This window comes from Pontibacter sp. H249, from assembly GCF_037892465.1.
Taxonomy (GTDB): domain Bacteria; phylum Bacteroidota; class Bacteroidia; order Cytophagales; family Hymenobacteraceae; genus Pontibacter.
In genome coordinates, this window is the sequence record NZ_JBBKTR010000012.1 from 19,050 (window position 1) to 40,248 (window position 21,199).

The following is a 21,199-nucleotide window of genomic DNA, read 5'->3' on the forward strand; positions in this document are numbered from 1 at the left end:
TGTGCCAGCTTAGTTACTAACAGGAGGTATAAATGTCACCTCCACAATCAGTCCATCCTTAATGCGGTATACGGCAATGGCATCGGTGCGGGATTGGCCCTTGGTGCGCTGTACTTTCTCCTGGTCTATTACTACCTCGCCGGCAACAATACGGTTTACAAGTTCGCAATGCAAATCAGGAGTAGCGGCAAACATGGCACCGTAACGTTTTTTTAGTTCATCACGGCCCTGATACGTAAGTACTCCCGGCTGGCGGTATACTTTCACATCCTCGCTGAAGGCGCTGGCAAATTTTTCGATGTCGCGGTTGTTGTAGGCTTCCAGTTGTTGCTTAACCGGTGCTAAAAGAGCCTCGTTGCCTGAGTGCTGCTGGCTGTAAGCTGTCATGGTTAAAAGTAAAAGTAGGACTGAAAGTATGATTTGATTCATATGTATGCTGCTATCTTGGTGCTGCAAGTTACTACATCCGCAACAAATCGTTTTATACTTTTAAGCGTGTTACAAAATTGCTATTGCTTCGTATATTCCACCTATGCTTGAAGAATTAATCATCCGCACCCTCTGCGATACCCTGCCACCGGCACCTGCTGACGCCGTTTTCTTGTTTGGTCAGACAGAAGATAACCAACAATCTGTTTTTGCCTCAGCAGTATACTTGTTAAGTAATAAGCTGGCAAATAAGGTCATGTTTCTGCAAACAGAACCACTGAGCGGCTACCCCGGATTTGAAGTATGGAAACAGGAACTACAAAAGCTAGGAGTAAAACCCGACGAGATAGAACCTGTGCCTGTAGCGCCTGATACTTCTAGCTTGAACACACGCATAGAGGCACAAAATGCTATAAAACATGCCAAAAAGGTTGGCTTTAAAAGTATAGTTACAACAGCCTCTCCCTTTCAACAGCCACGTGCTTTGATGACGGCAGTTACAGCAGTGCAAGAGCATTATCCAAAGCTAGAAGTATACAGCTACCCTGGCAGAAACCTGTCGTGGTGCGAAGAGGTGGTGCATTCTCAGGGTAAGGTAAAAGGCACACGTGCTCAGTTAATTGCCGGTGAAATGGAGCGCATACACAAGTATGGCAACATAGGCGATCTGGCTAAAGTAGAGGAGGTGCTTCGTTATCTGAACCGTAGAGACACCGGAAAACTTTAGGATTGCTGGTTGCTTCTGCAAGTAGAAAAATACAATGCTTAATCTTCCTCGTAAAAATCTATAATAGAACCAAAATACGCCTCGTCCCAACCTTCGGCAATATCATCAAAAGCTTCGTCGGGGATGTTGCTGTGGCGTAGTTCTGCGGAGGTGCCATACTTGTGTGGGTGCAGTTTTATGGTTACAATAGAGGGTTCTTCCTGATCTCCAAAATACCACTGCTGCACAATTTTTTTGCCTTCCTCAAACTCCAGGTTTTTGCCCACAATGCTGCCCTCAAACAAATCAAACTCAGAACCTGGCTCCGTAGACATTACTGCATTTTCGCCAGACCAAAGTTGTATGGTGTTTGGGTTGGTTAAAGCTGCATATACTTCTTCAGGAGTTGCCGGAATAACATAGTATTTCTTATAGTCTTTCATGGGGATGATTTGTTTTGAATTTATGGGCAAGTTAGGAATTTAAGGCCGCAGAAATATATGCAAGTATAAAATCTGCCTGAATCATTATAAGTTAACGAGCCTCTTGCGATTTATTTTCTGATACCAGCGCCACATACTCTTTAGGTGTCATGTTCTCGGATGCCTTAAACACACGCTGAAACGTAGCCATTGAGTTAAAACCAGAATCCAGGGCAATGCCTGCGATAGTCATGGTTTTGGTCTCGTGGGTTGCAAGTCGCCGCTTTACCTCGGCTACCCGGTAGTCGTTCACATACTCGCTAAATCCTTTCTGCAGGTGCTGGTTTAATACCGCGGATATTGTTTTGGAGCTGATGTTAACATGGTCGGCCAGTTTACCTACAGTGAGCTCAGTATCTAAGTATAACTTATCGGTTTCCATGGCCCTGGCCAGTGCTTTCTCGCACTTTTCGATTACCTCATTGTCAATTCCTTCGAAGTAGGCGTTTGCTTTTTTCTGCGCTTCTACCTGTACCACTTTAATACGGTAAAACCCGGTAATGCCTAACCAGTAAATAAACAGTACCTGCAGCACCTCAATAGGGTAGTAGTATCCTGTTTTATCTGTTCGGAAGATAACCGGATAAACTGTGGTTACAGCCCAGGCTATACCCCAAAGTAAGGTAAACAAGTAAAGTATGCGCAGCCATTTAATTGGTGTTTGCTCCTGAGAGTCTTTTTTCTGCAGCCAAATCTCACGGCCAGCTAGTGCCAGGTAAAACATAAATACTACAATAGCCAGTTTATCTGATATGATGTTGTGCCAGTTATCTAGGTCAGCACTCCAAAGGCCAAGCACAGTGCCGCGCTGGTTTAGGGTAGCAATTAAAAGTATAAACAGGCGGAGCGCAAGTTGTACTCCAACCAAGCCAAAATGCTGAAGCAGCGTTTTAGGTGAGAAACCTTCCGGGTGTGAGAAAGACCTGATGTATAAATACAAACAAGGCCCCAGACCAAAGATCAGCACATTCGGGAAAAGACTGAAAAAGTAGTTGAACGTGATGATGTTGGAGCTCCAGCTGAGGGTTTCGAGGCCGTTATAAACCAGAATGAGCACCAGCAGCGCCAGGTAATTCTTTTTACCGGCAATTCGCTCTTCCGGCTTCGAGAAAAGCAGTACTAAACCAAGTATAAGCCCCTGCAGTGCACCAAACAAAATAATGATATCAAAAAGGCTTAAGTACATGTTTGTTCCCGGCTTTGGCTATAAAGTATGAACTACGAATATAAAGAAGATTCTTTTAAATGGACTAGTGGAGCGGAAGAGATTTATACTGTGTTTTACTGTGAGAGCAGCTGCTGTTGCGGGTTAACTTTGCGTAAAAGTAAGTATTCAAATTTCTGAAGTATAAGTTTATAGAAGCAGAAAAGCCCCCGCTATTATATTTTGCGGAGGCTTTTCTGCTTCTATAAAGTATAATCTTACCCGAAGATCTCGTTCAGGAGTCCGGCCAGTCGAACGCCGCCTTTCAGCAGCTGGTCGTTCAGCGTGTTTACGTGTTCAAAATTGTAGCGGTAGCTAAGCTTATCTTCCGGTTTTACACCTTCATACAGTTTATCTGCAATCAGGTAAGACTCATATATCCAGTTACTAACCGGGGCCTGCTGCCAGGTATTGCGCTGCGTTTTGCTAGCATGGTTTAGTACGGTAGCATATTCGGTATAGCTTAGTTGCTGGTACTCTATCAGTTGCTCGTCCCATACTCTGTGCAGGTTGGTGGGTGTGTTAAACCATGTTAATCTTACCCTGTTGCCACCCAGGTCTTCTGGTCGGCCAGCGTGCATGGGCTGGTGTATATCGCCTACCATGTGGATGATCAGGCGCAGGTACATTTCCTTTTTATCCTGTGGCAGATTTTTATTGTTCTTTAGTTCGCTTACCATCATGTTCAGCTTTGTGTACACATTGGTAGAGGTATCCTGCATCACAAATCTTGTAAACTCATCTAGTGTTACGCCCTGCTTTACGTTGATGTAGTGCCACGGGCCCAGGTAATCATATGATGGGTCAGACTTGATAAAATCGGCCCAGTTACTGGCCATGGCTACCGTTTCGTTGCCCAGTATTTTCTGGATGTTTTTGCGTGCCTTTTTGGTCAGGTTTCTGTCTGCAATTTCGCCTACAATACGGTGGCCCAGCATGCCCCACGCCATTGCCTGAGATGGTAAGTATACCATCAACCCGATCAGCAATAATTTTTTGAAGAAGTTAAATTTCATCTGTAGTAAAAGTATGTCCTGTGTTGATGGTGCAAAGGTCGGTAATTTTTAGACAGATGAAAAGTGTGTTTACTTGTTAAGGCTATGCAATGCATCACATATACTTCCGGCAGTTGCTCTACCAAAGCAGTTGCAGGTTTAATCTGGGTGCTGCATCATCCGGCCAATAACTTAACAACCTTTTACTGCTGCAGGGGTTTATGTAACTAAGTTAGAAACAAGAGAGCATCAACTATGAAAGCATTTGTAGTAAACGAGCCCGGAAGCGTAGATAAACTACAGCTACAGGAAATCGATAAACCTACTCCCAGGGCAGGGGAGGTGCTGGTAAAGGTAATAGCCATTAGTGTAAACCCCGTGGATACTAAAACACGCGAAGGCAAGGCGCTTTACAACTCGCTGGCAGAGCAGCCGCCGGTAATTATTGGCTGGGATATTTCTGGAGTGGTAGAGGCTGTAGGCGACGATGTAAAAGTATTTAAGGCAGGTGACGAGGTGTTTGGAATGGTAAATTTTCCGGGGCATGGCAGAGCCTACGCCGAGTATGTGGCAGCCCCTGAGGCACACCTGGCGCATAAACCGGAAAACGTACCGCACCACGAAGCAGCAGCGGCCACGCTTGCAGCGCTCACTGCCTGGCAGGTGCTGGTGCATGAGGCTAATCTAAAAGCCGGGCAAAAGGTGCTGATACATGCGGCAGCTGGTGGAGTAGGTCACTTTGCAGTGCAGATCGCCAAATACTTTCAGGCCACGGTATTAGGCACAGCCTCACCTGAGAACCACGATTTTATCCGGAACCTGGGTGCCGACGAACAGATAGATTACCACAAGTATAAGGTGGCAGATGTAGTGATGGATGCAGACATTGTGCTGGACTCGCTTGGAGAGGAGAATACACGCAACTCGCTGGCTGCTCTGCGTGAAGGTGGTACTATCGTATCTATACTTGGCGGCGCAAAAGAAGCGGTGCAGGAAGAGGCGAAGAAACGAAATATTACAGCCAAAAACTATCTGGTGCACTCCAGCGCCGAAGACATGGAAAAGATTGCAGACCTGATGCGGCAGGGGCACCTGCGGCCACATGTATCGCATGTGTTTCCGTTTAAAGATCTGCCCAAGGCTCATGAGCAGGTAGAAACCCGGAAGACAAATGGCAAAGTGGTGGTGAGTGTTGAGGAGTAGTTAAAAGTATAAAATGAAAGAAGCCGCTGGGAATATCAGCGGCTTCTTTCATTTTATACTTTTTAGTGCCGTCGCAGTTCCATGTGTAGGATAGGGTAGGGCTTGCCTGATGGGTCGAGCTCTGATCTGCCAACGGTAGTAAAGCCCATGTACTCGTAAAATCCTACTGCTTGCTGGTTCTGCTCGTTCACATCAACCATGGTGGCATTAAGCTGCACCACAGCATAAGTCAGCAATTTTTTACCTACACCTTTCCCACGATAGTTGGGGTGCACAAACAGCATTTCTACTTTGCCATCTGCAACACCTGCAAAACCTAGTATGGCATTTTCAGCATCGCGCATACAAGCCAGTTCCACCGCATACAAGTACTCGTTCAGAATAAGTGGTTTATAGTATTGTATGTCTTCTTCAGAAAGGAAATCATGAGTGGCACGCACTGATGCTTCCCATACGTGTACAAGCTCTTCAAAGTCTGAGGGTGTAGCGGAGGTGATCATGGTTCGGGTCTTTATACTTTTAGCTACTCCTTTTCTCAGTTGTTACCTTTTTCAGATACCAGCCATTTTCATCTACCACAGGTGCCTGTTTAGTGGTTACCGTTACTGGTTTAGATGAAAGCTCCATACGCTGTGTGCCTTTGTCGGTTTTAACTTCCATAGGCAGCGAGAAGTTAATATTGGTGATCTGCAAAGTATAAGTATTGTCTCCTGTCTGTTTTACAAGTACCTCCGGTACCTGTGTTGTGCGCAGCAGCATATCAAACAGCGCCGTAACGTTATGGTCTGTATTTGTGTTAATGTAGTTCTGCAGATCAAACGTTTTTACCTGGTTGCCGTGCGTGTACGCAGAATCTGTTGCAAAACCTTTGATTGTTTTAAAGAAGACATCATCGCCGAGAATATAGCGCACCGTATGCATTACATAAGCGCCTTTGGTGTAGATTTCGCCATGGTAGGCTTCGTCGGAAGTGGCAAACTCTTTTACGATTATAGGTTTCTGATTGCGGATTCCACGGCCAATTTGCTTCACATGATTCAGGTATGCTTCGTGGCCACCGTGCGCCTCTATAAATAACCAATCGCCGTAGGTGCAGAGGCCCTCCTGAATCCAGAAATCTGCCCAGTCTTTAACGCTTACTTTATTACCCCACCACTCGTGGCCCAACTCGTGGTACAATAGCCAGTCGTGGGTAGTGTCGCCTACTTTGGTAAACCTGTAGTTGTTGCCGTAGGCGTTTATGGTCTGGTGCTCCATGCCCAGGTAAGGCGTTTCCACAATACCGACTTTCTCTTTCCAGTAAGGGTATTCGCCAAAGTATTTTTCCTGGGTGCGTACACTGTTCTCCAATACATCCATCAACTCGGGCAGTTTAGCCTCGTTCTGGCGAAGCAGATAAATTACCATCGGTATTGTATTGCCATTTACAGTAGTATAGTTTTCCTGCGACTGCACAAAGTCGCCAACCGTAAAATTTATATTGTAGTTGTTGATGCTGTAATTGGTTTTCCAGTGGTAGGTGATCTGGCCTTTGCTTTCTTTCTCCGATACTAACACGCCGTTAGCCGCCACTTTATATGGTGCAGGTACTGCAATATGCTGGTCTACGCCTTCTTCCGGCTCGTCGGATGGGTGGTCTTTGCAGGGCATAAAGATCTTGGCACCCTCGTTCTGCGACGACATACCTACCCAATGGTTGCCATTGGCATCTTTCTTAAACGTAAAGCCACCCTGCCAAGGTGGGTTAACTGCCTCAGGGGTAACGCCGGAATAGTTAACTCTAACATTTACGCGCTGCCCCGGCACATACTTTTTCTTTAGCTGCACATCCAGGGCATCCTTAGATCTTGTAAAATCAGCTTTCTTGCCATCTACCCGTACCTCGCTCACCTTATACCGGTCAATCAGATCTAGCCGAATGTGATCTATGGGAGACACAATGGCCACAGTTGCTTCAGCCCAGCCTGCAATAGACTTAGCTTCCGGGTTTACAGCCAGGTTCAAAGTATAATGCTTTACATCATAAGCTGCCTGCGCCGGGTTTACAGGGCCGCCCCAGGTCCAGTTGTTATCCTGGGCAGTGGCTTTTAAGCAACTAAAGGCCAGTAAGGCCATAAAGAGGTACTTTTTCATAGGGTCAGTAAGTTTAGAAGTTCTATGTAAGAGCTCAAGAGTTATACTTTAAAATCAGCTTTGAGGTACAGGTAAATGGTGGGCTCTCAGGAAAGAGAGCTTATCCCAGTAACCGCGCTGAAGTATGATTTTGCCGTCCACAACATGAAAGAAGCCACAACCTCTAAGCCCGAGCGGATCTTTCCATTCCAGTATGGCCCACTCGCCATCCTCAAATATGTTCTCCACGATGCACACCATTTCTGCGGTGGCAAACTCTGCTTCAAACATTTCACGGATCGCCTCTTTGCCCTCTACAGGTGTATTGGCAACTTGGTGGTTTACGGCACTTTCGTGATATAGCGCCGCCAACGCTGCTGCATCTGCTTTATTAAAGGCATTTAACCATTGGCGCAGAACTTCTTTCGGCGTGTTCGTCATAGTTATACTTTTTGAGCTTCAGATAACAAGATAGTAAATCTGGGTGAGAAGTATAACTATACAACATGTTGAAAATGAAATGGGAATTGAGAGGTAGGAGTAAACGTTTGTGCTTATGCAATGGTGCGCTTCAAAAGCCGCGTCTTTTCCCTGGAAACAAAACGTAGAACGAAGATAAAAAACTTACAGCATACACCTCACCGCACCATTGCTGAAACATGTTGTCATCAACTTGTAGTCGGTCAATACATTGTCGTCATGGTGTCGCGGAATAGAATTGATTGTCTCGCCACCGTCATAACCTGCCAATGAATGCTTTACCTTTTTACTCTGCTTTTAAAATTTTTACAGGTTCAACATGTGCCGCTCTAATGGTTTGGGACAGGACCGTCAGTAGCCCGACTATGGCAACTAAACCAAAGCCTATGCTTACATTTATAAAACTTAAATCAACAAGGCTGCTGCCTAAATCTTGTCTAATTAAATCACCGCCAAACAAGCCAGCCGGAACACCAATAAGTCCGGCAATCAGGATAAGAATGCCAAAACTTTTGGTAACTATCCACACCAATTCTTTGTTGCTTGCTCCCAATACTTTTCTTATACCCAGTTCCTTAACGCGTGTTTCCACGGAGTAACTGGCTATGCCTAAAATGCCCAGACCAGCTATTATCATAACGATAAGGGCTAAGCCTCCAAAAAAACCTATTCTATCTCCAATGCTTGAATAACCATCTTTTAAATTCTGAAGATTTGCTGTTTTTTCAGGAAAATGGTTTTCCCATATGGATTGAATAGCTTTGGTTGCTTCCAATTCTGTATTTGGATTTATTTTTATGGTCAAGGTGGCAATTTCATTTGGCAAATACCTATATAGTAAAGGAGCTGTTTCGCCAATAATTTCATTGGGCATGATGCCAATGACTTGTACATAGGCAGAATCCAGCAATAGCGTTTGACCAACTAAAGTCTCCGATTCAGATTCTATTACTTTTGCCGCAGCTTCATTCACCAACACATATTGCTCAGTATTTTGGGGCATGTTTTTAGGGAAATTTTGTCCCGATTTTAAGCTGATGCCTTCTGTTTCAATTGTTTTTGGGTCAATACTTACGTAATACATTTCCAAAATTTTATCATTGAACTGCACAGAAGATTTGCCCTTTTTCATCGGTTTATAGTACCAGTTAGTCGCCAAAGTCGTTTCTACCTGGCTTAACTGGCTTATTTCGTTTTGTAGGTTTCCATATTTTTCACCTCTTAAATCAAGTGTCAAAATATTAGGTGACACGGTTGAGTTAATGATTGCATGATTTTTTATTTCATAATCGGCTAATATGACAACCACTATCATCAGCATAATGGTCACTGAAAACTGTACGACAATCAAAGCTTTGTAAACAGCAATACTCTGGAACAGCTTAATATTCTTCATTTTACGCAAAACCTGTATAGGCTTAAACGCTGACAACAACCATGACGGAAGTGCCCCTGCGACTAAACCTGTGATACCTGCGTAAGTCAACAAACCTAAAAACAAGATTATATCATAAGAAAACGCCACATCCATTTCGGGTATATAGTGCGTTAAAATTTCAACACATGGCATTGTAAACATCAAAGCAAATAGGGAAACAAGAGTCGATTCTATTAAAAATTGACCAATAATTTGTCTTCTTGTGGCGCCTATCGTTTTGCGAATACCTACTTCTCGCGCTCGGGAGAAGGCACGCGCCAATGTCAAACTGATATAGTTGAAAGCAGATAAAAGAGTTAAGGCTAGAATTAAAAACAGCTGTATTTTTATGCCCGTCCAATCGGTGCCCGCATCGCGGTCATTTTTAATGTCATTGTTTCGAGGGGTAATAGCCTCTATGGGTTGTGCCAAAAATTGGAGACTGCTCTTATCCAATTTCCGAGTATAGTTTTGGAGCGTTGTATTGAGTTGGGTTAAATCTTCTTCAGACTTTAAACGCGCGTAAATTGCTGCACTCTTGAAGTCTCCCCAATTTTGTGCACTAATACTCAGTGCTCCTTTTTTTTCAAGCACTTCGGCAGCATTCATAGAAAGCATGGCCTCAATGGGTAGGTGTGTTTCTAAAGGTGGGTCCTGGATAATTCCGGCAACGGTATAAGCACCTAACTTTTCAAATCGAACCGTTTGCCCTAAAGCATTAGCGTTGCCAAATATCTTTTCTGCTGTTTTTTGGGTTAAAAAAAGCGAAGTTGGATTATCTGTAAGGGTTTGTGCATTACCTGAGAGCAGTTTAAAGCCAAAAACATCAAAAAAAGAAGGCTCCGAAAATTTTATGTCAATAGGCACATCGCCTCCGTCGGTTTGCAAGTTATGTTTTCCTGCCAGACGCACTTTTACCGTTTTTTCAATAAAGGAGATACTTTCCATTTGCGGCGCCAAGGGCAATGGAGCTGTTGCCCATTTGGTTTGTTCCACCTCATTTGTTTCCTGCGTGAGTATCCGCACTAGTTGATTTAGGTTTGGATGAAAATGGTCTGTATCGTGATTGGCTTTCAGGCCTGTAAAAAGAACAACACCAACCGCCATACTCAGTGATAAGCTCAGTATATTGACTAATGAAAAAAGTTTGTTTTTCCAGAGTATCCGTATGGCGATTTTAAGATTGTTCTTTATCATGACGTAAAGTGTCGATTTTTAAGGAAAAAGAGGCAGATAGTGAGAGAAATCCCTCCAAGTTCTATTGGCAAAGCTAGTGCCAAATGCAACTAATTGATAATCAGTGTTTAGGTGTCGGTTTATTACAACTATTTTTCAAAGCCTGTTCGATTTCAGACACTTGACTGTTCGATTTGATACAGTTAATTACAAAATATTTTACACCCAAATGAAACTGCAGCACTCACTTTTATCTCAGTGGATGTTTGCCGTGGAGAAGCTTATTGGTAGGATTGTTAACTGTTTCCTTGTTGTTTGGGAACATTTGTTGGGTTATATAGAAGGGCGTTGTTGCTACGGACTTGTGCAGCCGAAGCCCGAAGCATAGCAAGGGTTAAGGCTGCACTTTGTTGTGCTTTCGTGCTTTTTATTTTGACCGAGAGTTACAACTCGTTAATTCAGCTACTCTGATTTCAAAGGTTATCTCTACAAGTTGCTACTTTGAGGGGCAAAAAACTGTAAGGCAGCTTTGTTGAACTCAATTGGTATTTCCTGCGGAGCATAATGTGAGGCATCTCTAAAGATAATTAGTTTTGCCCCTTTAATACTATCAGCTATCGCCTTAGTGTGTGACTCCAGAATCACATCATGCTCCCCTGCCATAACCAACACTGGAACACGGATGGCACTCATATCTTTATAACTCATCTGGGGTTCATTTAGTAGCAGCCTCAGAAGCCTTGCCCGGTTTAGCGATTGCTCCTCCTTCTTCCCCTCCAATTCCTCGAGTTGTTTGTTGAACAGTTCCAAAAGCCCGCTTTCTAATGCTGTATTATCTGGAAAAAGATTGGCTCCCATAATGGCTATGTTCTTCACGTATTCAGGATGGTTTAAAGCCATCTTTAGAGCTGTGTTGCCGCCGTCACTCCACCCAAGTATGTTTACCTGCTTCATGTTCAGTGAATCCAACAACAGCTTCATGTCCGATGCAAACAAGTCATAGGTAAGCTTTACTTTAACATCATCTAAACTCTTCCCGTGAGCACGGGTATCAACGGCAATGACTCTGAAGTGCTTTGACAGAGAGGCTATCTGCTGAGAAAAAGCAGAAATAGATTGACCGTTGCCGTGGAGCAGCAGGAGCGGCTCTCCCTGGCCATACATCTCATAGTATAGTTTCGCACTGTTCACATTTACATAGTTCCCGACCTCTAAACTATCTCCATAGCGATGTTTGCTTTGCAGATTAATAGGCGTCTGCATGGCAAGAAACCTGAGATACTTCAGGCTGTCAGGCAGCACGTAGGCCTCTGTTTGGGGAGTTTCTGATGGGGCGTTTATATTTTTCCCTTTGTAGGAATCAGCCGTGAGATAAAAACTAAGGTAGCTGGGGCTCACCTCTTTCCACTGGTCTTGGCTTTTGTCGCGGAAGAATACGGAACGAGAGGGAACAGGAACAGCAGAAATAGCAAAAGATTTTCTATTGCCTTCTATAGCCTCACTTTTCAGCCATTGAATGGTGACCGCCACTTTGTCCTGACCTTCCAGAAAAATATGGTAATTACTAAGATCCACCTTTACCCAGCCCTTCTTCTCCGTGACATCGAACCGTATATCTTCCTTCAATAAGGACTTGTCGGGCAAACCGTCTTTTACGCTATAAATATTCAAGCGGAACTTGACGTACTTGAACCTGTTGAACACAACATACATGTTGAAATCCTTAAGGAGAACCTCCTCATCCAGCTTTATAATGGTGCCTTGCTCTTTGGCAAGTTCATCGGAAACGAGGTTGTTTTCTGTATACATGTTGGACACCATCATCGTGGAGTTCCCTGTTCTGCCAAAGCTCTTTGTCTTCACCTTGCGTGCCTTCACCGTTACTTCGTTTAAGTTTATCTGAGCTGATGGCAGGCTAATTAGCTGATGCCCTTGCTTTAAAGCTGAGACTGTAGTTTCAACACTTTTATAGCCAACGCAGGAAACAATCACCTGCTCCTCATCAGAAACAGCAGTAGCGGGAATAGTAAAGCTAAACCTCCCATTTTCATCGGCAACCGTACCAAAGCTTTTGCCTTTCACTCCTATAGTGGCGTAAGGAATGGAGGTGTTTTTAAATCTATCAACAATCTCTCCTATTAAGGTCAGGTTTTGTGAGGCTGCCGAGGTATAAGCTAGAAATAAAAATAGGTACAAGAGCAGTTTGAATGTTTTCATTAAATGGGACAGGAGCATGGGAAAAGGCTTATGAATTTTATGGTTTATGAATTTAGTCTAATGCTTGCAGCTTCTTATTTTTAGTTAGTATGAGGCACAACGGACTTGGCCATAAGGCGGCGCAGCTGGCTTATGGGTGTGGTTAGCGCATGTGCTTCTATTTAATTTAGTTGTTGAATTCTACTATACTTCCTCAATCTGGTGTCCTTCCCATGTTGTTATGATAGGATACTTGTGTATTTCATACCATCGTTGAACAAAGTATTCAATATTATTCAAATCCGTTTCGATGATTCTCTTTAGTTGCTTTACACTTTTGCTAAAGCCATACTTTGAATAATAGCTTCCAATTTTATGCTTTCTAAACATGAAGTCATAGTTAAGTATTGGAGGTCCTTTAATATCATCAATCCCCAAACGCATTTCTGTAATGCTATTAGGCGGAAGCTTATATTGAAGTCCATCCACACCATTCAGTTGGTTGATAGATTCAGGGTTAGGATTTAGTTTAAAGATATTCAGAATAAACTTTATCCATTTGTCCTGTCGGTTTATCTGTATCTCAATAATTTGTAATGTTGAATCAGGATTTAGGCGGCATAATTCATAGGTGTAACCTTGAAGGCTGTCCCTACCAAACCATGAAGTTGAGAGGGGTGATTTCTTAAAGCCTTTTTTCTCCAACATTGGAATCCCGCATTCAAGAACTATTCTATTTCTACCTTCAAGCAATTCTTTTGCTGAAGGTCTGAAGAAAAGCCCCATTCTTTCTTTTATATATTGCTTTGAAATCCTAATTGTATAAGCGCTAACTATTGGCTAGCAGGAGTACCTACTCCTACTATCTGCACTATGTGCGAAGGCGGTTTTGTCCCTTAAATAAATGTAAGCAGCCGCTTTTTTACCGAATAATGTGCCCATCCACGTTTTTAAATAGCTAATACAATATATTAAAGATAAACGAGCTTTTTATGAAAAGGCGTAGAAAAACTAATTTGCTGGGATTAAAAGTCTTAAAAATTGCTATTTCGTGTGAGGCTTATGTTTTAGAGGGTCGCCTACTTGGTGCAAATAGCACTAAGCAAATATCGCAGGAGAGAATTAAGGTCGAAAATGCTACTTGTAACCGTATTTATTCGGGTATTATACGTTTATAACCGGATATATGCGGATAAAAACACGTACTTATGGCTTAATGTTCTGGTTGTAAGTAAGTTGGCTTTAGAACACTTATACATTTCGATTTAAAAGTGAACCTGTCCCTTAAATATTGTACTTTAAAAGAAAGATCCCCCGCCACTTTACAGCAGCAGGGGATCTTTTAATTATACTTTTAAAGTATAAACTTATTAGTAATCGTCACGCTCAATAGCGGCTACACCTGGTAGAGTACGACCTTCCATGTACTCGAGTAATGCACCGCCGCCTGTAGATACATACGACACACGGTCAGCGTAGCCCAGCTGGTTAACCGCAGCAGCAGAGTCGCCGCCACCAATCAGGGAGTAAGCGCCACGGCGTGTTGCCTCTACCACGGCCTCAGCTACAGCCTCTGTGCCTACTGAGAAATTAGACATCTCGAACACACCCATCGGGCCGTTCCAAAGTATAGTTTTTGAGTTCTGGATCACCGCTGCATACTGTGTACGTGCCTCAGGTCCAATGTCAAGTCCCATCCACATTGGTTTAATGTGGTGGCTCAGACATGTATCTACGTTGGCATCGTTGCTGAACTCGTCGGCAATCACAGAGTCGACCGGTATCATTAGGTTTACTCCTTTTTCACGAGCCATGGCAATCAGGCGCTTCGCCAGGTCAACTTTATCTGCTTCCAGCAGCGATGAGCCAATATCGCCACCGTCGGCTTTTACAAAAGTATAAGACATACCGCCGCCAATTATCAGGTTATCCACTTTGTCCATCAGGCGTTCGATAATCTGTATCTTGTCAGAAATTTTGGCTCCACCCATAATGGCTGTATAAGGGCGTTCCACTTTATCCAACACACGGCGTGCATTGTCGAGCTCAGCCTGCATTACATAACCCATCACTTTATCTTTAGGGAAGTAGCGTGCAATAACGGCAGTAGAGGCGTGCTCGCGGTGAGCAGTACCAAAGGCATCATTCACATATACATCGCCTAGTTTTGCCAGTTGCTCCGCAAAGGCAGGATCGCCTTTCTCTTCAGCTTTATGGAAGCGCAGGTTTTCTAGTAGCAGAATCTCACGCGGCTTTAGTTCAGCGGCCATTTGCTCAGCCTCTGGTCCGATAGCATCCGGAGAAAAACGCACAACTGTATCAAATTCATCAGCAAGCCTATCAACCAGGTGGCGCAGCGAGAACTTTTCCTCAGGGCCAGCTTTTGGCCTGCCCAGGTGCGACATCAGGATAATAGCGCCACCGTCGTTCATAATCTTACGAATGGTGGGCACAGCCGCACGAATACGGGTATCGTCTGTGATATTGTATTTTTCATCAAGCGGCACGTTAAAATCGACACGCACCAATGCCTTTTTGCCGGCAAAGTTATACTGGTCTACGGTTTTCATGAGGTGATTAAGGTTTTGTTACTCGTTGTTCGTTATCCACCAGATTTTGTTGCCATAAATCTTCGGTGAAACAAATATAGTGAAATGCTTATACTTGAAGATGGTTGATTGCTGGTTGTTTTTCTTCAACCTCGGACCCAACCACCCCTAACCCCTCCTTAGCCAAGGCGGGGAGTTTTACTTACTGCACTAACTGCCATCACAATAGTTATTTCCTTCTTCTTTTTAATTATGGGAAAATCATGGTAGAAAAAAGATAAAGCAGAAGCTCCAGAGCCTATACTCTTGCTAAAGTAATGTCAGAACTCCCCGCCTTGGCTAAGGAGGGGCAGGGGTGGTTGGACCCGGAACTACAGGAAATCATATAAATCAATCTAATCTCCTTAATCTGTGGTCAACAATCAAACTATAAATCACTTCTATACTTTGATAAAACCTAAAATTGAACTAGAATAGCAGCTTATAAATTAGTAAGTATAATGCACCTCTATTTATTACCTTTGCATTAATGAAAGTAGGAATAATTTTCGGCGGACCATCACGTGAGCGCGAAATCTCTTTTGCAGGTGGCCGTACGGTATACGATAATTTAGATAAAGCTCTTTTTGAGCCGGTTCCGGTGTTTGTAGACAGCCTGGGTAACTTTATACTCCTTAACTGGCAGTTTATTTACAAAGGCACTATCCGCGACTTTTACCCACCAGTAGATGCGCTGCCCGAGACAGAGCATGGCTTGCAGATTTACCTTGAATCTTTGGGTGAGTTAAGTATAGCTGAGCAGGACGAGATAATTGCCAAAGCCGGTAAACGTTTGCAGCCAAACGAGTTTAAGGAGCATTTTGAATTTGCTTTCCTGGCGCTGCACGGACCTTACGGCGAAGATGGCGCTATACAGGGCCTGCTGGAGTGGTACCATATCCCGTATTCTGGCTCAGGTATACTTCCTTCTGCAATCGGTATCGATAAAGCCGCTCAGAAAGATCTTTTAAAGCAAAACAACTTCCTGACGCCGGACTACAGAACCATACAGTATGCCGATTGGGCAAAGCAGGAGCAGCGCGAGCAGATATTCCATACTTTGGTTGAAGCACTTGGCTTGCCGTTGGTGTTAAAAGCGCCGCATCAAGGCTCTTCCATCGGGGTATCGATTATCAAAGAAAATAACTTTGCAGCATTTGAGGCAGCCGTAGAGCGCAGTTTCTTTACCAAAACCATCTACAAGAGTCAGTGGCTGGTCTTAGGAGAGGAGAAGCAGCTGGTTACCATGAAGCAACTGGTGGATATCCGGGAGGGTATCGGGATGCCGGTGATGCTGGAAGATGGCACCATTGTGTATCATCCGGAAGAGCTGCTGAACAAGATAAACCAGACTTTCAACACAACGGCTACCGATAGCCTTACGCTTACCAACATTGAGCACGAGCAGCAGGTGTTGGTTGAGGCCTTTATACAGGGCAGAGAGTTCTCTTGTATTGTAGTGCAGAACGAGGCAGGTGAGCCAATCGCTTTACCGCCAACCGAGATCGTGAAGGGCAGCGAGGTATTCGACTACCGTTCCAAGTACCTGCCGGGACTGAGCCGTAAAATTACCCCTATAAACCTACCAACTGAGCAGATTCAGCAGATACGCAAAGCTACAAGCAAACTGTTTAAAGACTTCGGCTTTAACGTGTATGCGCGTCTGGATGGCTTTATTACGGAGAGTGGCGAGATATTCCTGAACGACCCGAACACGACATCAGGTATGTTGCCGTCGTCGTTCTTCTTCCATCAGGCAGCTGAAATTGGCCTTAACCCGTCGCAGTTCCTGACCTATATTATCCGAACCTCTATTGCTGAGCGCCTTAAAACCGGCAAGGATACCGTGAAGCTGACAAGGCTACTTGCTAAGCTGGACAAAGCGATCAGGGAAGAGCAGGCGCACCGTGCTGAGAAAGTACGTGTAGGTGTGATCATGGGAGGTTATTCTTCGGAGCGTCATATTTCGGTGGAGAGTGGCCGTAACATCTACGAAAAGCTTTCTTCGTCTACAAAGTATGAGCCGCTACCGATATTCCTGACGGGCAGCAACGAGGCCCACCGTTTGTACACAATCCCGATCAACATCATGCTGAAGGATAACGCAGACGACATTAAAGAGAAAGTACACTACTTTGAGCAGGGAGGCAAACCACACCCGGTTCTCGCCGAAATAGCCAAAGAAGCAGAAAGTATAACCAGAAAGTATACAGGCCGCAGCCTGGAGGAGCCGCAGCGCATTACCTACAGCCAGCTTAAAAATCTGGTAGATGCGGTATTTATTGCTCTGCACGGCAGACCTGGCGAAGACGGAGCTTTGCAGATGGAGCTGGAGAAACTGTACATCCCTTACAATGGTTCCGGTATCCGTTCGTCGCGCATTACGATTAACAAATACGAAACCAACGAGATACTGGCTCAGCACGGTGTGCCGGTGGCCAAGCATGCTATGGCGCTTAAAGAGGATTGGCAAAAAGACAGCGAGGCTTTCTTCCAAAGTATAGAAAGTGAGTTTAAGTACCCGTTCATTGCAAAGCCAGCCGACGATGGTTGCAGCTCTGCGGTGAAAAAGATAAAGAACCGACAGGAACTGGAGGCTTTTGCCAAACTGATCTTCCGGGAGATGGAGGAACTGGATTCTGACTGTGCATTAACCTTACAGCTTGGCTTTAAAGAGGAATTCCCGAACAAAGCCGGCTTCCTGGTAGAAACACTTATCTCCAGAGAGGGCGCTAAGCACTTCCTGGAGATCACCGGTGGTTTGCTTACAAAGTATGCCCCTGATGGTACGGTAAGTTACGAGGTGTTCGAGGCATCGGAGGCATTGGCAGAAGGTGAAGTTTTATCTTTGGAAGAAAAATTTCTGGCCGGCGAAGGACAAAATATCACACCTGCTCGTTATGCTGCTGACCCGGAGCGTCGCCAGAAAATATCTGACAAGGTAAAAGAAGACCTGCGAAAAGTAGCCCAGATCCTGAACATAGAAGGCTACGCTAGGATAGACGCTTTTGTGCGTGTGCTGGAAAACGACGAGGTAGAGACGATCATCATCGAAGTGAACTCACTTCCTGGCATGACACCAGCCACTTGTATCTTCCACCAGACAGCCATTAATGGTTACAAGCCATACGATTTTATAGATCGCATTCTGCAGTACGGCATGGAGCGCACTAAAATGAAAGCAGAAGTATAATTGAGTTAAAGAGGTAGAAAGTTAAAAGGTTAGAGGGGTAAGTATGTAGAGACACAGTACTTTGCGTCTTGTACTTAACCTGAATCAACAATTTAACAGTCCAATATTCAACAATTAAATAAATGTTTAAAACGAATTCATTTGTAGATGTTCTGAAGCATCTGGCTATTATGGCAGTTATCGTAGTGGTGCTGGTTATCGGCTTCTTTTACGTTTACCTGCCATCAACTACAAACCACGGCGAGAGCATTTCTGTGCCAAGAATTGAGGGAATGCAGCTCGGAGATGTAGAGCAACTGCTAGAAGAACAAAATCTGCGCTATTATATTAATGATTCTTCTTACAAGGCAGACCTGAAGCCGTTCCAGATCCTGACGCAAGACCCTGCCCCGGGTGCCAAGGTAAAGGAAGACCGCAAGATCTACATCTCGGTAAACATGAAGAACCCACCGATGATTAAGATGCCAAAGCTGATTGATGGATCGGTGAAGAATGCAGAGCTTATACTTAAAAGCTACGACCTGAAAAAAGGTAAGCTTACCTATGTGCCGGACCTGCAACAGGGCGCCATTCTAAAGCAATTTGTGAACGGAAAAGAAGTTAAACCAGGCGATATGATTCCGAAAGGCTCTGTGATAGACCTACATGTGGGTGACGGTTTGGGTAATTCTGAGTTTGAGATGCCAAGTGTAGTAGGTATGCCTGTAGATGAAGCTTCGGTTCTGCTGGTAGGGCAGGGACTTCAGATAGGCAACATTATCTACGTGCCAGGCAGCGAGGAAGCCGATGGTACTGTTGTAAAGCAGCGTCCGTTTTCGGAAGTAGGAGCCAAGATAAGAGTAGGCGAACTGGTTGACTTGTGGGTGGCTGGTTCTGAACCACTGCAAGGAATAGAATAAAGATCATTATTGCTATAAGAAGAGCGCCTGGGCAGTTTTGTTCAGGCGCTTTCTGTTTTAGACCTCGCAGCGTACGCAGCTCCTGCGAGCGTCTGGCATTTTTGTAACATAATATCCCGCCATTCCTGCCTCTTCAAAAATAGTAAAGGGGCCTGAACTCAATACTACGCTACCACAGATTTACGTTATACAAAAGCTTTAGCCCGTAGTAGAAAGACATTCTCTTCATAACAAAGTATACTAAAGTGCCTAAATGTCGGGTGCTTTGCTTATTTTAACGTTTTAATCGCGATACCACAAACCCGACTCTAAACCCGGATTATGAGAAAAGCGCTGTGCTTTGTACTTTTTATACTTGCTGGTAGTATAACCACTAGGGCGCAGGTGGTGCTAATGCCATTGCAACAGGAGCAGCGTGCATCCAAAAGTATACCTGTAGCCTTACGCCAGGCAGCAGTACCACAGACGCTTCCTTTATTTGATGATTTTGCTACAGTAGCCGTTGTACCCGACCCAAACCGCTGGATAAACGGGGGCGTGTACATTAACAACCGCTATGCCCGCCACCCGATTACTATAAACGTGGCTTCTTTTGATGGCCTGAATATAAATGGCCTGCCTTATGCGCCGGGTTCTATAGGAGCAGGAGCATCCGATTCGCTTACCTCACAGCCAGTACTTTTGGCCAATCTTACTCCCGCCGATTCGGTGTACCTGAGTTTTTACTGGCAATCCGGTGGCTTAGGCGATATCCCCGACAGATCGAACTTGGTTTACTTTGCACTAGAATTTAAAGGTGCTGATGGCAACTGGCGGGAAGTATGGCGGCAGAATGGTTTGGGAGAGGTAACAGACTTTGCGCAGGTTTTTGTCGGGTTAAAAGAAGCAAGATACTTCCACGACGCTTTTCAGTTCAGGTTTAAGAGTGTGGGGCAGCGCAATGGTGTAGCCGATGTCTGGAACCTGGATTACGTGCAACTGGACCGCAACCGCCGCAAAGGACAGAACACTACCCGCGATATTGCCATCAGCCAGAGTGTAAGCAGGCTGCTGAAGAATTATACTGCCATGCCAGCCGTGCAGTTTTTGCAGAACAAACAGGAAGAGTTGGCCCCGGAGGTAACTGCTACACTTAATAACCTTGGCGGGCTACCCGGCGCGATCAGCTGGCGGGGCTATATCAAAAAAATAAACGAGACTGCCGCCGATACCTTTCTGCGCGACCAGGCGTTGGTGCCGTCTAATGCCCGGCAATATGCTATAACCGGTGTGCCCCGCATAGATAACCTGGACCTGGACAAAAATGGCTTTACACTGGAGCATGGTTTCCGGCTTATAACAAGTGAGGCTAACCCGCTAGAACGTGCCAACGATACTACCCAACGTAAAACAGTTTTTGCCAACTACTACTCCCACGACGATGGCACAGCAGAAGCAGGCTTCAGCTTTCCCGGCACCGGCAGCACACAGGTAGCACAGCGCTTTACCCTCAACCAGCCCGACCAGATACTGGCCTTCAGGATATACTTTCCGAGGGTAAGAACAAACCTAGCCGGTACCTCGCTGGTGTTCAGGGTGTGGAGCGACAACAACGGTGTGCCTGGCGATGTGCTGCACCAGCAGAGCTTCCAGATACAGTACAGCGACACCCTGAACGAATTCTATGAAGTACAGTTAAATAAACCTGTACCGGTAAGAGATAATTTTTACATCGGCTGGCAGCAGTCAGGTAACTTATTCGTAAATGTAGGCTTCGATAGGAATGAGTCTGCTGCAGGTCGTTTTTTGTTTACCAGCTTTACCAACTGGGCAGCCGATACACAAGCTGAGGGTGCCCTGATGCTGCGCCCTGTACTGGTAGGAGAGGCCTTAGGTTTAGAAGAAGATTTAGAGGCAGCCAGGATAAAAGTATTCCCGAACCCATCAGCCAACGGGCAGGTATTTATTGAGGGGGAGTATGAAAATCTTCGTATCTATACCGTTAGCGGCCAGGAAGTGTACAGGCAAACCTATGCTGGCAGTAAACCGATGGACCTGAGTAAACTGAGTCCCGGATTTTATACTTTGCGTATACAAACAAGAAAAGCTATTATCACGAAAAAAATAATCTTAAACTAAA

General features: G+C 44.7%; 16 protein-coding genes. 5 read left to right on the top strand and 11 right to left on the bottom strand.

From position 1 onward, the window contains the following. Nucleotides 1-9: 9 nt before the first annotated feature. Complete coding sequence (locus WG943_RS14570; RefSeq protein ID WP_340410124.1) at nt 10-387, bottom strand: nuclear transport factor 2 family protein; 378 nt, start codon at nt 385-387, stop codon at nt 10-12. A 145-nt stretch (nt 388-532) separates the two neighbouring features. Here WG943_RS14570 and WG943_RS14575 point away from each other — a divergent pair, with 145 nt between their 5' ends. Continuing rightward, nucleotides 533-1,156 (top strand): YdcF family protein, encoded by a 624-nt coding sequence (locus WG943_RS14575; RefSeq protein WP_340410126.1) that lies wholly within the window; start codon nt 533-535, stop codon nt 1,154-1,156. Between the two features lie 38 nt (nt 1,157-1,194). On the opposite strand, the gene WG943_RS14580 is transcribed toward WG943_RS14575, so the two are convergent. The 3 genes from WG943_RS14580 to WG943_RS14590 all read right to left on the bottom strand — a co-directional run bounded on the left by WG943_RS14580 (nt 1,195) and on the right by WG943_RS14590 (nt 3,837). Next, on the bottom strand, nt 1,195-1,578 hold the full coding sequence (locus WG943_RS14580) for an SRPBCC family protein (RefSeq protein WP_340410127.1): 384 nt from the start codon (nt 1,576-1,578) through the stop codon (nt 1,195-1,197). A gap of 91 nt (nt 1,579-1,669) precedes the next feature. Further along, on the bottom strand, nt 1,670-2,803 hold the full coding sequence (locus tag WG943_RS14585; RefSeq protein WP_340410129.1) for a helix-turn-helix domain-containing protein: 1,134 nt from the start codon (nt 2,801-2,803) through the stop codon (nt 1,670-1,672). A gap of 236 nt (nt 2,804-3,039) precedes the next feature. After that, a complete protein-coding gene (locus WG943_RS14590) occupies nt 3,040-3,837 on the bottom strand; it encodes a S1/P1 nuclease (RefSeq protein WP_340410131.1) in 798 nt (265 codons plus the stop codon). 234 nt (nt 3,838-4,071) lie between these two features. Here WG943_RS14590 and WG943_RS14595 point away from each other — a divergent pair, with 234 nt between their 5' ends. Beyond that, entirely contained in the window at nt 4,072-5,019 is a 948-nt protein-coding gene (locus WG943_RS14595; RefSeq protein WP_340410132.1) for an NADP-dependent oxidoreductase, read from the top strand. Between the two features lie 62 nt (nt 5,020-5,081). Here WG943_RS14595 and WG943_RS14600 read toward each other — a convergent pair whose 3' ends face one another. The 7 genes from WG943_RS14600 to WG943_RS14630 all read right to left on the bottom strand — a co-directional run bounded on the left by WG943_RS14600 (nt 5,082) and on the right by WG943_RS14630 (nt 14,970). Further along, nucleotides 5,082-5,519 (bottom strand): acetyltransferase, encoded by a 438-nt coding sequence (locus tag WG943_RS14600; protein ID WP_340410133.1) that lies wholly within the window; start codon nt 5,517-5,519, stop codon nt 5,082-5,084. 19 nt (nt 5,520-5,538) lie between these two features. Beyond that, nucleotides 5,539-7,152 carry a M1 family metallopeptidase gene (locus tag WG943_RS14605; protein WP_340410135.1) on the bottom strand — a complete coding sequence of 538 codons (1,614 nt, stop codon included), beginning with the start codon at nt 7,150-7,152 and terminating at the stop codon, nt 5,539-5,541. A 54-nt stretch (nt 7,153-7,206) separates the two neighbouring features. Beyond that, entirely contained in the window at nt 7,207-7,572 is a 366-nt protein-coding gene (locus WG943_RS14610) for a nuclear transport factor 2 family protein (protein WP_340410137.1), read from the bottom strand. Between the two features lie 325 nt (nt 7,573-7,897). Beyond that, entirely contained in the window at nt 7,898-10,225 is a 2,328-nt protein-coding gene (locus tag WG943_RS14615) for an ABC transporter permease (protein WP_340410139.1), read from the bottom strand. A 465-nt stretch (nt 10,226-10,690) separates the two neighbouring features. Then, nucleotides 10,691-12,421, bottom strand: coding sequence for an alpha/beta fold hydrolase (locus WG943_RS14620; protein ID WP_340410140.1), 1,731 nt, complete (start codon nt 12,419-12,421; stop codon nt 10,691-10,693). 183 nt (nt 12,422-12,604) lie between these two features. Beyond that, nucleotides 12,605-13,186, bottom strand: a complete 582-nt coding sequence (locus tag WG943_RS14625; protein ID WP_340410142.1) for a hypothetical protein — start codon at nt 13,184-13,186, stop codon at nt 12,605-12,607. Nucleotides 13,187-13,770: 584 nt separating this feature from the next. Beyond that, nucleotides 13,771-14,970, bottom strand: a complete 1,200-nt coding sequence (locus WG943_RS14630; RefSeq protein WP_340410144.1) for a phosphoglycerate kinase — start codon at nt 14,968-14,970, stop codon at nt 13,771-13,773. A 508-nt stretch (nt 14,971-15,478) separates the two neighbouring features. Here WG943_RS14630 and WG943_RS14635 point away from each other — a divergent pair. From WG943_RS14635 to WG943_RS14645, 3 genes are all read left to right on the top strand, one after another. Continuing rightward, nucleotides 15,479-18,181, top strand: coding sequence for a D-alanine--D-alanine ligase family protein (locus WG943_RS14635; protein ID WP_340410146.1), 2,703 nt, complete (start codon nt 15,479-15,481; stop codon nt 18,179-18,181). A gap of 122 nt (nt 18,182-18,303) precedes the next feature. Beyond that, nucleotides 18,304-19,080 carry a PASTA domain-containing protein gene (locus tag WG943_RS14640; RefSeq protein WP_340410147.1) on the top strand — a complete coding sequence of 259 codons (777 nt, stop codon included), beginning with the start codon at nt 18,304-18,306 and terminating at the stop codon, nt 19,078-19,080. A gap of 321 nt (nt 19,081-19,401) precedes the next feature. Then, a complete protein-coding gene (locus tag WG943_RS14645; RefSeq protein ID WP_340410148.1) occupies nt 19,402-21,198 on the top strand; it encodes a T9SS type A sorting domain-containing protein in 1,797 nt (598 codons plus the stop codon). Nucleotide 21,199: the final 1 nt, after the last annotated feature.

Bases quoted from the DNA above. Each gene is read 5' to 3' on its own strand.
- WG943_RS14630 (WP_340410144.1), bottom strand. From the start codon at position 14,970: ATGAAAACCGTAGACCAGTATAACTTTGCCGGCAAAAAGGCATTGGTG.
- WG943_RS14635 (WP_340410146.1), top strand. From the start codon at position 15,479: ATGAAAGTAGGAATAATTTTCGGCGGACCATCACGTGAGCGCGAAATC.
- WG943_RS14575 (WP_340410126.1), top strand. From the start codon at position 533: ATGCTTGAAGAATTAATCATCCGCACCCTCTGCGATACCCTGCCACCG.
- WG943_RS14620 (WP_340410140.1), bottom strand. From the start codon at position 12,421: ATGAAAACATTCAAACTGCTCTTGTACCTATTTTTATTTCTAGCTTAT.
- WG943_RS14605 (WP_340410135.1), bottom strand. From the start codon at position 7,152: ATGAAAAAGTACCTCTTTATGGCCTTACTGGCCTTTAGTTGCTTAAAA.
- WG943_RS14610 (WP_340410137.1), bottom strand. From the start codon at position 7,572: ATGACGAACACGCCGAAAGAAGTTCTGCGCCAATGGTTAAATGCCTTT.
- WG943_RS14580 (WP_340410127.1), bottom strand. From the start codon at position 1,578: ATGAAAGACTATAAGAAATACTATGTTATTCCGGCAACTCCTGAAGAA.
- WG943_RS14645 (WP_340410148.1), top strand. From the start codon at position 19,402: ATGAGAAAAGCGCTGTGCTTTGTACTTTTTATACTTGCTGGTAGTATA.
- WG943_RS14585 (WP_340410129.1), bottom strand. From the start codon at position 2,803: ATGTACTTAAGCCTTTTTGATATCATTATTTTGTTTGGTGCACTGCAG.
- WG943_RS14640 (WP_340410147.1), top strand. From the start codon at position 18,304: ATGTTTAAAACGAATTCATTTGTAGATGTTCTGAAGCATCTGGCTATT.
- WG943_RS14600 (WP_340410133.1), bottom strand. From the start codon at position 5,519: ATGATCACCTCCGCTACACCCTCAGACTTTGAAGAGCTTGTACACGTA.
- WG943_RS14570 (WP_340410124.1), bottom strand. From the start codon at position 387: ATGACAGCTTACAGCCAGCAGCACTCAGGCAACGAGGCTCTTTTAGCA.
- WG943_RS14590 (WP_340410131.1), bottom strand. From the start codon at position 3,837: ATGAAATTTAACTTCTTCAAAAAATTATTGCTGATCGGGTTGATGGTA.
- WG943_RS14625 (WP_340410142.1), bottom strand. From the start codon at position 13,186: ATGGGGCTTTTCTTCAGACCTTCAGCAAAAGAATTGCTTGAAGGTAGA.
- WG943_RS14615 (WP_340410139.1), bottom strand. From the start codon at position 10,225: ATGATAAAGAACAATCTTAAAATCGCCATACGGATACTCTGGAAAAAC.
- WG943_RS14595 (WP_340410132.1), top strand. From the start codon at position 4,072: ATGAAAGCATTTGTAGTAAACGAGCCCGGAAGCGTAGATAAACTACAG.